Annotated in this window: 11 protein-coding genes; 2 read left to right on the top strand and 9 right to left on the bottom strand. The window is 66.0% G+C overall.

Going from position 1 to position 13350, the window contains the following annotated elements; genetic code table 11:
* Positions 1-75: 75 nt before the first annotated feature.
* The gene (gene mutL / locus WI560_RS28035; protein WP_375305771.1) at positions 76-1890 is read right to left on the bottom strand and encodes a DNA mismatch repair endonuclease MutL; all 1815 of its coding nucleotides are present in this window, start codon (positions 1888-1890) and stop codon (positions 76-78) included.
* Between the two features lie 316 nt (positions 1891-2206).
* On the opposite strand from mutL, the gene WI560_RS28030 reads away from it, so the two are divergent.
* Entirely contained in the window at positions 2207-2515 is a 309-nt protein-coding gene (locus WI560_RS28030; RefSeq protein WP_375305770.1) for a hypothetical protein, read from the top strand.
* A gap of 176 nt (positions 2516-2691) precedes the next feature.
* Here the strand turns inward: WI560_RS28030 and arfB are convergent, their stop codons facing one another.
* From arfB to WI560_RS27995, 7 genes are all read right to left on the bottom strand, one after another.
* Positions 2692-3108 (bottom strand): alternative ribosome rescue aminoacyl-tRNA hydrolase ArfB, encoded by a 417-nt coding sequence (arfB, locus tag WI560_RS28025; RefSeq protein ID WP_257176479.1) that lies wholly within the window; start codon positions 3106-3108, stop codon positions 2692-2694.
* A 139-nt stretch (positions 3109-3247) separates the two neighbouring features.
* Positions 3248-4615, bottom strand: coding sequence for a M16 family metallopeptidase (locus WI560_RS28020; RefSeq protein WP_375305769.1), 1368 nt, complete (start codon positions 4613-4615; stop codon positions 3248-3250).
* Positions 4612-6003: a M16 family metallopeptidase gene (locus tag WI560_RS28015; protein ID WP_373568124.1), complete on the bottom strand. Its 1392-nt coding sequence runs from the start codon at positions 6001-6003 to the stop codon at positions 4612-4614. Before WI560_RS28015 ends, WI560_RS28020 begins: the two co-directional genes overlap by 4 nt.
* A gap of 186 nt (positions 6004-6189) precedes the next feature.
* Positions 6190-6918 (bottom strand): hypothetical protein, encoded by a 729-nt coding sequence (locus tag WI560_RS28010; RefSeq protein WP_375305768.1) that lies wholly within the window; start codon positions 6916-6918, stop codon positions 6190-6192.
* 95 nt (positions 6919-7013) lie between these two features.
* Positions 7014-7508, bottom strand: coding sequence for a signal peptidase II (gene lspA, locus WI560_RS28005; RefSeq protein ID WP_375305767.1), 495 nt, complete (start codon positions 7506-7508; stop codon positions 7014-7016).
* An 8-nt stretch (positions 7509-7516) separates the two neighbouring features.
* Positions 7517-10525, bottom strand: coding sequence for an isoleucine--tRNA ligase (gene ileS / locus WI560_RS28000; RefSeq protein ID WP_375305766.1), 3009 nt, complete (start codon positions 10523-10525; stop codon positions 7517-7519).
* Between the two features lie 206 nt (positions 10526-10731).
* The gene (locus WI560_RS27995) at positions 10732-11703 is read right to left on the bottom strand and encodes a bifunctional riboflavin kinase/FAD synthetase (RefSeq protein WP_375305765.1); all 972 of its coding nucleotides are present in this window, start codon (positions 11701-11703) and stop codon (positions 10732-10734) included.
* A 230-nt stretch (positions 11704-11933) separates the two neighbouring features.
* Here WI560_RS27995 and WI560_RS27990 point away from each other — a divergent pair, with 230 nt between their 5' ends.
* Positions 11934-12329 carry a response regulator gene (locus tag WI560_RS27990; RefSeq protein ID WP_008567674.1) on the top strand — a complete coding sequence of 132 codons (396 nt, stop codon included), beginning with the start codon at positions 11934-11936 and terminating at the stop codon, positions 12327-12329.
* A gap of 155 nt (positions 12330-12484) precedes the next feature.
* Here WI560_RS27990 and WI560_RS27985 read toward each other — a convergent pair whose 3' ends face one another.
* Complete coding sequence (locus WI560_RS27985; protein ID WP_257176486.1) at positions 12485-13339, bottom strand: TIGR01459 family HAD-type hydrolase; 855 nt, start codon at positions 13337-13339, stop codon at positions 12485-12487.
* Positions 13340-13350: the final 11 nt, after the last annotated feature.

Raw genomic sequence — 13350 nt, 5'->3', positions numbered from 1 at the left:
ACGATCTCTTGATGATCGAAAGAGGTGGTGGGCACAGCGCGCGAAAAGCGCGCCTTTGCCCACCCTACGGCACCTTCATCTACGCCCGAACAGCTTCTCCACGTCGCTCAGCTTCAGCTCGACATAGGTCGGCCGGCCGTGATTGCACTGGCCGGAGTTCGGCGTCGCCTCCATCTCGCGCAGCAGGGCATTCATCTCTTCCGGCCGCAGCCGTCGGCCGGCGCGCACCGAGCCATGGCAGGCCATGGTCGCCGCGACGTGCATCAGGCGGCGTTCCAGCGGCAGCGCCTCGTCCCATTCGGCCATGTGCTCGGAGAGATCGCGCAACAGGCCGCCGGCATTGGTCTTGCCGAGCAGCGAGGGCGTCTCGCGCACCGCGACTGCGCCGGGGCCGAAGGATTCGATGGCGAGGCCGAACGAGGCGAGCTCCTCGCTGCGCTCCAGGAGGCGCTCGACCGTGGCCTCGTCCATCTCGACGATCTCGGGAATGAGCAGGATCTGCCGCTGCACGCCGTTGGCTGCCAGCGAGGCCTTCAGCCGCTCATAGACGATGCGCTCGTGCGCGGCATGCTGGTCGACGATGATGAGGCCGTCGCGGGTCTGCGAGACGATATAGGTCTCGTGGATCTGCGTGCGCGCCGCGCCGAGCGGGCGGTCGACGAGGTCCGAAACCGGCTGCGTCTCGAACCGCACGTCCGCGCTGGGAGCACCGACATCGAACGCGGCCTGCGCGCGCTCGGCGAAAGCGGGCGCCGCGGAGCCCTCGAACGGCGGCATCGGCGCGACAGGCGCGGCAGGCGAGGCGCGCCAATCCCAGCTCGCGGGACGCTGCGGCGTGAAAGCGGGCCGGAACGCGGACAAGGCGCTCTCGCCGCTGTTGGCGGCGGTGCGGCGTCCTTCGCGCGCCAGCGCCTCCTTCAATCCGTGTACGATCAGCGCGCGGACGAGGCCGGCATTGCGGAACCGCACCTCGGTCTTGGCCGGATGCACGTTGGCATCGACCTCGCGCGGATCGAGCGCGACGAACAGCGCCAGCACCGGATGGCGGTCACGCGGCAGATAGTCGGAATAGGCTGCGCGCACCGCGCCGAGAATCAGCTTGTCCCGCACCGGACGGCCGTTGACGAAAAGGTATTGCCCGAGTGCGTTGGCCTTGGTCAGCGCCGGTGCCGCCGCATAGCCGGCGACGACGATGCCCTCGCGCTCGGCATGGACCTCGATGGCGTGGCTGCGAAACTCCGCGCCCAGGATGTCGCCGAGCCGGGTCAGCCGTCCGGCAGCGCCGGGCAGCGCGGCGGCCCAGGTCACCGGCGCGCGCTCCTCGCCGGCCAGCGTGAAGGCAATGTCGGGCCGCGCCATGGCGAGCCGCCGCACCACCTCGCGGATCGCCTCGGCTTCGGTGCGGTCGGTCTTGAGGAATTTCAGCCGCGCCGGCGTCGCATAGAAGAGGTCGCCGACCTCGACGCGCGTGCCGTGCGCCAGCGCCGCCGGCATGATCTCGGATTTCTCGCCGCCTTCGACCGTCAGTGCCCAGGCATGCGGCTCGCTGGCGTGGCGCGTGGTGATGGAGAGCCGCGCGACGGAGCCGATCGAGGGCAGCGCCTCGCCGCGGAAGCCGAGGGTCCGAATCTGGAGCAGGTCCTCGTCGTCGAGCTTGGAGGTGGCATGGCGCTCGACCGCGAGCGCGAGGTCTTTCGCGGTCATGCCGCCGCCGTCATCGGTGATGCCGATCCGCCGCCGCCCGCCGCCTTCGGTGAAGACGTCGATCCGGCTCGCGCCGGCATCGATCGCGTTCTCGACCAGTTCCTTGACCACGCTCGCGGGTCGCTCGACCACCTCGCCGGCGGCGATGCGGTTGACGATCTGCTCTGGAAGTTGGCGGACGGGCATGAGCTCACTCGGCGAATGTCCCAATCTAACGCCACCTCGCAACAAATGCATGGGGAAGGTTGCGCTTCCCACATACCAGATGTGGGAATCTCCAGCATTCACCGGTCGTTGGCGAATGCGGCGCGCGTTCGCGCATTGCCGCATATGAGGAATACAATTCCGCGAAACCGCCGCGAAATCCCTAAACCATCAACACACGATACGGCTTGGATGAGCACCGCGCCGTTCGCACGCTTGACGCGATGTCACGGTCCGATCCAGGCGAACGGCGCTGGGAACCATTGGACTGTCATCGCGGAAAATCCAGGAGAAATGGATGAAGTTGGTCAAGACCTCGATGATCGCATGCGCTCTGTCGGCTTTCATTGCGACGCCCGTTCTCGCGCAAAGCGCGCCCCCCACCGCCAAGCCGGGCGGCACCGTGCAAAGCAAACCCATGCAGGGCAGCACGATGGGCAGCGGCGACGAGGAGATGAATGCGCAGCCGGGCGCAGCGGGCGAGAAGACCGGCATGAAGTCGACCAAAAGCACCCGAGGCACGGCCGGCACCACGGGCAGCGCGACGCACAAGGGGACGGCCGACGATGCCGCCACCGGCGGTGCAGCCCCATCCAAGCGTTACTGACATCACGGCGGATCGTTCACCTCTTCCGCTTGCGGATGCGGGAGAGGACGGCGCGGAGCGCCGGGTGAGGGCTTTCTCGGCGTCGGGATTGTCCCATTGCGGAGACACCCTCTCCCCAACCCTCCCCCGCAAGCGGGGGAGGGAGTTCACTGCCGATGCCGATGCATCTTCGCGCTTTAATCGTCGAAGCTTCGGCCGCGTCCGGCCTTGATGTCGCTGCGGCGCTTCTTGCCTTCGAGACGGCGTTGCTTTGAGCCGAAGGTCGGTTTTGTCGCGCGCCGCGGCTTTGGCCGCACCATCGCCTCGCTGAGGATTTCGACCAGCCGGTCGATGGCATCCTGGCGGTTGCGCTCCTGGGTGCGGAAGCGCTGCGCGTGGATCACGATGACGCCGTCCTTGGTCATGCGCTGGCCGGCGATGCGGGCGAGCCGAATCGCCGCATCCTCCGGCAAGGTCAGCTTGCGCGTGTCGAAACGCAGCTGGGCCGAGGTCGCGACCTTGTTGACGTTCTGCCCGCCCGGGCCGGAGGCGCGGACAAAGCCGATCTCGATGTCGTCCTCGTCGATAACGAGATCGCGGGATATCCGCAGCATGGTGGCACCAGGAAAAAGAATCGGGTGCGCACAATAGCGGTTTTAGATGGGGTTCGTCATTCCGGGGCGCCCGGAGGGCAAGCCCGGAATCTCGAGATTCCGGGTTCGATGCTTTGCATCGCCCCGGAATGACAGCTATTTAGTTCGACTTCGTCGCCGGTGCCGCCCCCGGTTGCGCCGCGGCCTGCGGGGCGCGGCCGACGACGACGGTCAGCAGGCCCTGGCCCCAGAGCCGCCTGGCGGCCGCCTTGGCGTGGTCCAGCGTCACGGCATCGACGATGGCGTTGCGCTTCTCGATATAGTCGATCGGCAGCTTGTCCTGCTGGTACTGCAGCAGCGCTTGCGCCAGCTTGGAGGAGGTGTCGAGCGCCAGCATCTGCGAGCCCTTGAGGTAGGACTTGGCCTCGTCGAGCTCCTTCTGCGTCGGGCCTTCCTCGGCGATCCGGCGCACTTCCTTCTCGATGGCATCGATGGTGTCGCCGGCGCGGTCGGCGCGCGTGCCGGTATTGCCGATGAAGATCGCCGAATGCTCCATCCAGAGCAGCGATTCGAACACCGAATAGGCGAGGCCTCGCTTCTCGCGGACCTCGCGATAGAGGCGCGAGGACAATCCGCCGCCGCCGAGGATGTGGTTGACGACGTAGGCCGCCATGAAGTTGGGATCGCTGCGCTTCACCCCGGGCCCGCCGAAGGTGATCACGGTCTGCGGCACGTCGAGGGTGACGAAGGCGCGTTGCGGCGGCTTTGCGGCCTCGACGTCGGGGACCGGCGTCAGGTTGGCCTTGGCGGGCAGGGCGCCGAAGGTGTGATCGAGCAGCTTGCCGAGGGCCACCGGATCGACGTCGCCGACGACTGCGATCTTCAGCCCATCCCTGGCCAGCACGCGGCCGACATAGTCCTTCATGTCGGCGACCGTGATGGTCGGCACGCTGTCAAGGTTGCCGTTGGTCTGCCGGCCGTAGGGATGATCGCCGAAGGCGACCTCCAGGAATTTGCGGCTCGCCAGCGAGGTCGGGTTGGTGGTCTCGCGGCGCAGGCCCGAGATGACCTGGGAGCGGATGCGTTCGACGTCGGCGGGGTTGAAATGCGGCGAGGTCAGCGCGCCCCGCAAGAGATCGAAGGCCTCGTCCTTGTTGTCGCGCAGCATGCGCAGGCTGCCGCGGAAGGTGTCGCGGGTGGCGCTGAAGGACAGCTCGATGGCGCGGCGGTCGAGCCGCTCGTGGAAGGTCTTGGAATCGAGATCGGCGGAGCCTTCGTCGAGTAGGTCGCCGACCAGATTGGCGACGCCAGGCTTGTCCTTGGGATCCTGGGCCGAGCCGCCGGCAAAGGAATATTCCATGGCGATCAGCGGCACGGTCGCGTCCTGCACGAACCAGGCCTCGATACCGCCGGGCGAGACCAGGCGCTGGATCTTTGCGGCAGCCAGCGACGGCGACACCGCAGCCAGCGCGAGTGCGGCGCCCGCGATGAACGAGACTGCAACGCGTCGAAGGAAGGGATAGGTCACGAACGCTTCTCCTCGCGCTTGGCAGCACTGGTGTCCTTGATCAGATAGCCCGTGACCGAGCGCTTCTTCTCGAGCCATTTCTGCGCGACGGCACGGACCTGCTCGGCGGTGACCGCGCGGATGCGGTCGGGCCAGCTCCTGATGTCCTCGATCGACAGGCCGGTGGTGAGCGCGCCGCCATACCAGCGTGCCAGCACTGCCTGGTTGTCCTGGGCGTAGATCGCTTCCGCGATGAGCTGGGTCTTCACGCGCTCCAGATCCTCGGCGCGGATCGGGTTCTGCGCCACGTTGGCGATGACGCCGTCGACCGCCTGCTCGATCTCCGCGAAGCTGACGCCGGCTTTCGGCGCGGCCGAGATCGCGAACTGGGTCGGGTCGAGCGCGATGCTGGAATAGCTGGCGTTGGCTGAGACCGCGAGCGGCTTGTCGACGACGAGGGCGCGGTAGAGATAGGAATTGCTGCCGCTGCCCATCAGCTGCGCCAGCACGTCGAGGGCCGCGCTCTCGCCGGCCGCAGCGGTGGTTGCCGAGGGCACGAGATAATAGCGCCGCATGTTCGGCTGCTCGACGCGCGGATCGGCCAGCGTCACGGTGCGCGGGGCAGCGGGCTCTGGCTCCTGCGGACGGACGCGCCGTGCCGGGATGGCAGGCTGCGCCGGGATCGAGCCGAAATTGCGCTCGACCAGCGGGCGGATTTCGGCGGCGTCGACGTCGCCGGCGATCACCAGGATCGCGTTGTTCGGGGCGTAGAAGCGGCGATAGAAGGCCAGCGCGTCCTCGCGATCGAGCTTCTCAATCTCCTGATGCCAGCCGATCACAGGCCGGCCGTAGGGATGATTGAGATAGAGCGCTGCCATGATCTGCTCGTTCAACCGCGCGTCGGGATTGTTGGCGACGCGCATGTTGTATTCTTCGAGCACGACATCGCGCTCGGGCAGCACGTTCTCGTCCTTGAGGATCAGGCCGGTCATGCGGTCGGCCTCGAACTCCATCATGGTCGGCAGCTGCTCTTTCGGCACACGCTGGTAGTAATTGGTGTAGTCGACCGAGGTCGAGGCGTTCTCGTTGCCGCCGACGCGGAGCACGGTCTGGGAGAATTCGCCGGCGGGATGCTTCGAGGTGCCCTTGAACATCAGGTGCTCGAGGAAATGCGCGAGCCCGGATTTTCCCGGCGTCTCGTCGGCCGAGCCGACCTTGTACCAGATCATCTCCGTGACCACGGGCGTGCGGTGATCCGGGATCACCACGACCTGCATGCCATTGCTGAGCGTGAAGCTGGCGGGCGGAGCGGATGTGACTGTGGTCTGGGCGGGGGCCGCACCTGATGTCAGGACACTGGTCGAGAGCAGCGCGGCAAGGAGGCAGGCAGCCGATCGGGAAGCGGACATCATGATCCTTTTGGAACGCCGAGGTCCGGATCGCCGGCTCGGAGGCACCGCATGCTACACCGTGCGGCTGAGGCTTCGCGTCACGAAGCAGAGAACGCCATTAACGCGGGAGCAGCCAAGCCGAAGCCATGCCAACGGCCGGCAGCCAGCTCCGCGGCCCAAAATGCTCGGGCTCGGACAGGAGTGCTATTGCACCTTCTCCTTGCCGGACAGGATGTCGAAATAAGTTCGCTTCGAGTTGTCCGGCCCGGAGCCGTAGGCGTAGTTCGGCGAGGGCGTCTGGTATCCCGGCGGCGGCTCCACCAGCGATTGGCGCGGCGGCTCCGACGTAAACTGCTTCGACTCGGGCTCGTTGCCTTTGAACAATTTGAACAGTCCACCGGTGTATCCGAGCTGGGCGGGGCTGAGAGTCGGATTGGCGGTGGTGCCCGGCTGAACCGGATCATTGCTGGTCTTTTGGGCGGCGGCCGTCTTGTGGGCGTTCATCTCGGCGGGCGAGAGCGGCCGGGCATTCTTCAGATACTCCGCTGCCTTGTCGCCGCCCCCCTTCTTCCGCGCGGCAATGGCGTCCTTGCGACGCTTCTCGTCGGGGTCCTTCGGCCAGTTCGGCGCAACCGCGGCCTCCGCCGCGGCCGGCGGCGGCAGGTCGAGCTTGGGCGGCACGACCAGCGGCGAACGCTCACGGTATTCGATGCCAGGCTTCTCCATGCTCTTGGCGCCGAGGCCGGACATCAGATTGTCGATGAGCTTCTCTTCGAAGGTCATGTCGTCGTCCTCGTCGTCATCACCAGCGCGGGCGGCGCCGATCGACATGACGAGGCCAATGCCGAGCGCGACAGCGGACAATTTCAAAGCCTGCCAGAACCCCGATTGAGGGCCTCGAGCCATTGAAGCGCTGGTCTTCGAGCTGCGCATTACGATACCTGTTCCATATTGTGGCAGATCGCCGCTCAAACGCGGCCAGTCCCTCGCAAAACCGGGTTCCGCCTGCCGGTCCGTATCGGCCGGGATCAGGGCGCTTTTGCGGCGGGTACCCCCAGGAAGGAATCATACAATAGCGCCGCCACCCCAGCAACGATCGCTACGTCGGCGAGGTTAAACACGTACCAATTATAGGTATTTCCACCGATCTCGATGTGGAACAGCGCGAAATCGACCACCGCGCCATGGATCAGGCGGTCGATGCCGTTGCCGATGGCGCCGCCGATGATCAGGCCCAGCGCAACCGTGGCGAGCCTGGTGTGCGAGCGGGCCATCCAGATCGCCAACGCGACCACGGCGAGCGCCTTGACCGCCATCAGCGCGAGCTGCGCCGCCTGGCTGTCGTGCTGCAGCCAGCCGAAGCTGATGCCGATATTCCAGGCCAGCACCAGATCGAAGAACGGCGTCACCCTGACGACGCCGCGCCGGGCGAGGTCGAAGACGTTCAGCAGCCAGAGCTTCGAGGCCTGGTCGGCCACGAGCGTGACGATTGCCGCGAGGATGCCGGCGCCAAGCGGGGTCATGCGGGGAATCAGACCGCCACTCCCAACGCCTTCCATTCGCGCAGCGCCTTGGCGTCGCGCGGGGTGACGTCGGGGTACTCAGGATCGTCGCCGACAAACGGCGAGATCTTCCAGGACCGGGCGCATTTGGTGCCGACCGCCTTCTCCACCACGACCGCGACACCGGGCACCGCGTCGAGACGGAACGCAGCAGCCGGCGCCTCGCCCTCACGCACCTCGTAGTTCGAGGTGATGCAGACTTCGGCCAGATCGATGTCGAACAACGTCGCCAGCATGCCGCGGTCGGCGACATAGATCACCGGCGAGGCCTCCAGCGAGGAGCCGATGTTCTTGGCGGCGCGTTCGAGTTCGAGCGCGCCGGTGACGACGCGGCGAACGTTGCGGATCGTCTCCCACTTCGCGGCGAGCCTGTCGTCACGCAAGCCTTCGAGATCGGTCGGGAACAGCGTCAGATGCACTGACGGCTCGGCGCCGGGGCGGTACATGCGCCAGGCTTCCTCCGCGGTGAAGCTGAGGATCGGCGCCAGCCATTTCAGCACCGAGGTGCACAACAGGTCGATCGTCGTGAGCGCCGCCTTGCGGGTCAGGGAGGACGGCGGATCGCAATACAGCGTGTCCTTGCGGATATCGAAATAGAACGCCGAGAGCTCGCTGTTGAGGAAGGCGGAGAGGGTCGCGACCACGGTCTTGTAGTCGAACTCCCGATAGGCCTTGTCGATGGCGGCTGCGCGCACCGCCAGCTCATGCAGCATCAGCCGCTCGAGCTCGGGCATCTCGGCGGGTGCGACCGCCTCGGCCGGCTTGTAATGATGCAGCGTGCCGAGCATCCAGCGCACCGTGTTGCGCAGCTTGCGATAGGTCTCGACGGTGTTCTTCAGGATCTCGGGACCGATGCGCTGGTCGTCGGTGTAGTCGCACGACGCGACCCAGAGCCGGAGGATGTCGGCGCCGGATTCCTTGATGACGGCCTGCGGCTCGATGGTGTTGCCGAGCGACTTCGACATCTTGCGGCCGTCCTCGGCCTGGGTGAAGCCATGGGTCAGCACGATGTCGTAAGGCGCGCGGCCGCGCGTGCCGCAGCTCTCCAGCAGCGACGAGTGGAACCAGCCGCGATGCTGGTCCGAGCCCTCGAGGTACATCACCGTGTCGGTGCCGCCGTCGACCTTGCGCTTGATGCCGGCGAGGCCGGGAAACTGCTCGGGGTCTTCCAGCACGAAAGCGTGGGTTGAGCCGGAATCGAACCAGACGTCGAGGATGTCGTCGACCTTCTGCCAATCCTCGCTCGCGCGCTCCCCGAGGAAGCGCTCGCGCGCGCCTGTCGCGTACCAGGCGTCGGCGCCTTCTTTCTCGAACGCCTCGCCGATGCGGGTGTTGACCGCCTCGTCCTGCAGGATCTCGGCTGAGCCGTCGCCCTTCTCGCGCACGAACACGGCGATCGGCACGCCCCAGGCGCGCTGGCGCGAGATCACCCAGTCGGGCCGCGCCTCGATCATGCCGTTGATGCGGTTCTCGCCCGAGGGCGGCACCCATTGCGTCACAGAGATCGCGTGCAGCGCGCGGGCGCGCAGCGTGTCGCCGCTCTTGGTCTTGCCGTTCACCGCAACGTCCTTGTCCATCGCGATGAACCATTGCGGCGTGTTGCGGAAGATAACCGGCTTCTTGGAGCGCCAGGAGTGCGGATATTGATGCTTCAGCCGGCCGCGCGCGAGCAGCATGCCTTTCTCGACGAGCACCTTGATCACGGCCTCGTTGGCGTCGCCCTTCTCGCCCTTGTCGGTGATGACGCGCTTGCCGGTAAATCCGGGCGCATGATCGGTGTAGGCGCCGTTCTCGTCGACGGTGTAGGGGATGGCCGTGTTGATGCCGCGCGCATCGAGATCGCGTGCATGCGCCATCCAGACATCGAAGTCCTCGCGGCCATGGCCGGGCGCCGTGTGCACGAAGCCGGTGCCGGTGTCGTCGGTGACGTGGTCGCCCGGCAGCAGCGGCACGATGAAGTCGTAGCCGCCGCCAACGCCCTTCAGCGGATGGGCGCATTCGATCGCGTCCATGGTGTCGCCGGGAACGTCGCGGAGCTTCTCGTAAGCGGTCACGCGCGCCTGCTTGAAGACCTCTTCAGCCAGCGCGTCGGCGAGGATCAGGAGATCGCCGGTCTTGGTCCAATTGTCGGCGGGCGCATCCGTCACCTTGTAAAGGCCGTAGGCGATCTTCGGCGAGAACGAGATGGCGCGGTTGCCGGGCAGCGTCCACGGCGTGGTGGTCCAGATCACGACGCTTGCGGAGGCGAGCGCACCGTGCGCGGGCGAGGTCACCGGGAATTTCACCCATACTGTATCGGAGGTGTGGTCCTCGTACTCGACCTCGGCCTCGGCCAGCGCCGTCTTCTCGACCACGCTCCACATCACCGGCTTGGAGCCGCGATAGAGCGTGCCGTTGGCGGCGAACTTCATCAGCTCGCGCGCGATCTGGGCTTCGGCCGGGAAGCTCATGGTGGCGTAGGGATGATCCCAGTCGCCGATCACGCCGAGGCGCTTGAACTCCTCGCGCTGCACGCCGAGCCAGTGCGTGGCGTAGGCGCGGCACTCCCGGCGGAAGTCGATCATCGCGGCGGAGTCGCGGAAGTCGGGCTTCTGCTTGCCCTTCTTGCGATAGTGCTCCTCCTCGACCTTCCACTCGATCGGCAGGCCGTGGCAGTCCCAGCCCGGCACGTAATTGGAATCGAAGCCGAGCATCTGCTGGCTCTTGGTGACGAGATCCTTGAGGATCTTGTTCAGCGCCGTGCCGATATGGATGTTGCCGTTAGCGTAGGGCGGGCCGTCATGCAGCACGAACTTGGCGCGGCCGTGGGCAGCCTCACGCAGCTTCTCGTAGAGACCGATCTCGTACCAGCGCTTGAGGATCTCCGGCTCGCGCTGCGGCAGGCCGGCGCGCATCGGGAATTCGGTCTGCGGCAGGAACAGGGTCTTCGAATAGTCTTTGGCTTCGGACTTTTGGGACTTTTGCGGCTTTTCGGACATGAGGCTGACTGGCTCGGAATGGCGCGGGAACGGATGGCGATGCGGAAATCGCGGGGGTGAAACGACCAAATCCCGGTCTTGCGCCGAGCTCTTAAGCTCAGGCGGAAGCCGGGCCGCTAATCCCTATGATGCGCCGCGCAAACATGGGCTCTCCATAGCAGGGGGCCAAAGGAAGCGCAAAGGTTCGGGAAGGCCGGATTCGGGGCTCAATCGACGGTGCCGAGCCGTGGAAACGCGTCCGGGGCGGCGGCCAGGATGGCGCGGGCGCGGGCGGAATCGTCGTCCATCTGCCGGATCAGGGCCTCGATGCCCTCGAATTTCAGCTCCTCGCGGATGAAGCCGATGAAGGCGCAATCCAGCGCCTGCCCGTAGAGATCGCCCTTGAAGTCGAACAGGAAGATCTCCAGCAGCGGGGCACCGTTGTCGAAGGTCGGGCGGCGGCCGAAGCTTGCCACCCCGTCCAGCCGCTCGGTGCCGCGGCCGACCCGGACCGCATAGATGCCGTGCTTCAGGCCGCAATTGGCATCGAGGCGGATGTTGGCGGTGGGATAGCCGAGATCGCGGCCGCGCTTCTCGCCGTGGATCACCTCGCCGGTGATGAACCAGGGTGCGCCCAGCATGGTGGTGGCCTCGTCGAGCTGGCCTTCGGCGAGGGCGATGCGGATCGCGCTGGAGGAGACCGGCCGCTCGTCGATATCGACATGCGGCTGCACGTCGACCTCGATGCCGAGCCGGGGCGCCTCGTTGACCAGCAGGCTCGGCGAGCCGACCCGTCCCTTGCCGAAATGGAAGTCGTAACCCACCGCGATGCCGCTGACGCCGAGCCGTCCGATCAGGTCTTGGTGAATGAAATCTTGCGCGCTGGTTCCGGCGCGTGCCTTGTCGAAGGTCATGACCACGGCGCCGGCAAGCCCGGTGCCGGCCAGAAGCCGCAGCTTGGCCGGTTCGTCCGTCAGGCGGAATTGCGGGGTGTTGGGGCTGAAGAACCGCCGCGGATGCGGCTCGAAGGTCAGCGCCAAAGCGGGGCGGCCATGGGTCCGGCCCATTTCCAGGGCGGCGGCGATCACGGCGCGGTGACCGAGATGAACCCCGTCGAAATTGCCCATGGCGACCACGGCGCCCCTTGGAATCGCGGAAACGGGCGTGGTGTCGCGGATAACGTTAAAATGCGGGGCCATCAGGGGAATTCTCGAACCGGCGGGACCGGCCGGGACCGTGGCGCGACCGGCCCGATGAAGTCAAGCGGAAGGGGGAGCGCCGAATCCCACGCGATTTCAGTTCTTTCGGGGGGCCCCCAATTAACGCGCTGTTTAACGCCTTGGTGCTAGTCCTTGCATCTGGAACAGGCGGGCCCCGGCCCGGCAGGTCCGATCGTAAATATTCCTGGGTATGCGTTGGGGGAGTCGAGATGGCGGTTGATTTGTCGATGCCGGTTCTGGTGGTGGATGACTACAGCACCATGATCCGCATCATCAGGAATCTGCTGAAGCAGCTTGGCTTCGAGAACATCGATGATGCCAGCGACGGTTCGGCAGCGCTGAACAAGATGCGCGGCAAGAAGTACGGGCTCGTGATCTCCGACTGGAACATGGAGCCGATGACGGGGTACGACCTTTTGCGCGAAGTGCGCGCGGATCCGAACCTCGCCACCACGCCGTTCATCATGATCACGGCGGAATCCAAGACCGAGAACGTGATCGCGGCCAAGAAGGCCGGCGTGAACAATTACATCGTCAAGCCGTTCAACGCGGCGACGCTGAAGACCAAGATCGAGGCGGTGTTCCCGGACATGGCGAGCGCGTAAGCGCGATCGAAGCGTCAGGTGAATTCGAAAGGCCCGGGCTCGTCCCGGGCCTTTCTATATTTGGGTGTCGTTCCGGGGCGCCCGAAGGGCGAACCCGGAATCTCGAGATTTCCGGGTTCCATGGTCCGCGTCGCCCCGGAATGACGGCCAACTCATTACCACTTCAATTCGCGCATCAGCGCCTTCGGCGGGTGGCCGAACAATTCCAGCACCGATGCCGGGTCGAGCTGGTCGAGCCCCTCGAACTCCTCGGCATGGATGCCGCGGGTCACGAACAGGCAGTCGATGCCGAATTCGCGCGCGCCGGTTAAGTCGGTGCGGACGGAATCGCCGATCGCCAGCACCTTCTTCCGGTCGATCTGGTGGCCCTGGCGTTCCCCCGCGAGCGCCATCGCGCGCTCGTAGATCGGCCGGTGCGGCTTGCCGTAGAAGATCACCTCGCCGCCGAGCTCGCGATAGAGCTCCGCGATCGCGCCGGCGCAGTAGATCAGCCGGTCGCCGCGTTCCACCACGATGTCGGGATTGGCGCAGACCAGCGTCAGCTTGCGCTCGCGCGCCTTCAGCATCATGCCGCGATAGTCTTCCGCCGTCTCGGTCTCGTCGTCATAGAGGCCGGTGCAGACGATGTAGTCGGCCTCCTCCAGCGGCGCGGTCTTCGCGTCGAGGCCGCGGTAGATCGAATTGTCGCGTTCGGGCCCGAGCCAGAACATCTTGCGGCCGGGATGCTCGGCGACATAGAGCCGGGTCAGGTCGCCCGACGAGACGATCGCGTCGTAGGTCTCGTCGGCGACGCCGAGCTTGCGCAATTGTCGCTGCACGGAATCTGCCGGCCGCGGCGCGTTGGTGATCAGGATCACCGTACCGCCGTGGCTGCGATAAGTGTGCAGCGCCTCGCAGGCTTCAGGGAAGGATTCGAGGCCGTTGTGGACGACGCCCCAGATGTCGCTGAGAACGACGTCCACACCGCCCACGAGCTCGCGCAGGCTTTCGGCGAAATGCAGCGTGGTCATGATAGGTGCGA

This window comes from Bradyrhizobium sp. A11 (genome assembly GCF_042077125.1).
Taxonomy (GTDB): domain Bacteria; phylum Pseudomonadota; class Alphaproteobacteria; order Rhizobiales; family Xanthobacteraceae; genus Bradyrhizobium; species Bradyrhizobium japonicum_B.
Note: the sequence above shows the minus strand (reverse complement) of the source record. Positions and strands in the feature narration are given on the sequence as shown.

What these genes read in the sequence shown, in the direction of transcription:
- mutL (WP_375305771.1), bottom strand. Translation starts at nt 1,890, where the DNA reads ATGCCCGTCCGCCAACTTCCAGAGCAGATCGTCAACCGCATCGCCGCC.
- WI560_RS27995 (WP_375305765.1), bottom strand. Translation starts at nt 11,703, where the DNA reads ATGGCCCCGCATTTTAACGTTATCCGCGACACCACGCCCGTTTCCGCG.
- arfB (WP_257176479.1), bottom strand. Translation starts at nt 3,108, where the DNA reads ATGCTGCGGATATCCCGCGATCTCGTTATCGACGAGGACGACATCGAG.
- WI560_RS28010 (WP_375305768.1), bottom strand. Translation starts at nt 6,918, where the DNA reads ATGCGCAGCTCGAAGACCAGCGCTTCAATGGCTCGAGGCCCTCAATCG.
- ileS (WP_375305766.1), bottom strand. Translation starts at nt 10,525, where the DNA reads ATGTCCGAAAAGCCGCAAAAGTCCCAAAAGTCCGAAGCCAAAGACTAT.
- WI560_RS28030 (WP_375305770.1), top strand. Translation starts at nt 2,207, where the DNA reads ATGAAGTTGGTCAAGACCTCGATGATCGCATGCGCTCTGTCGGCTTTC.
- WI560_RS28015 (WP_373568124.1), bottom strand. Translation starts at nt 6,003, where the DNA reads ATGTCCGCTTCCCGATCGGCTGCCTGCCTCCTTGCCGCGCTGCTCTCG.
- WI560_RS27985 (WP_257176486.1), bottom strand. Translation starts at nt 13,339, where the DNA reads ATGACCACGCTGCATTTCGCCGAAAGCCTGCGCGAGCTCGTGGGCGGT.
- WI560_RS27990 (WP_008567674.1), top strand. Translation starts at nt 11,934, where the DNA reads ATGGCGGTTGATTTGTCGATGCCGGTTCTGGTGGTGGATGACTACAGC.
- lspA (WP_375305767.1), bottom strand. Translation starts at nt 7,508, where the DNA reads ATGACCCCGCTTGGCGCCGGCATCCTCGCGGCAATCGTCACGCTCGTG.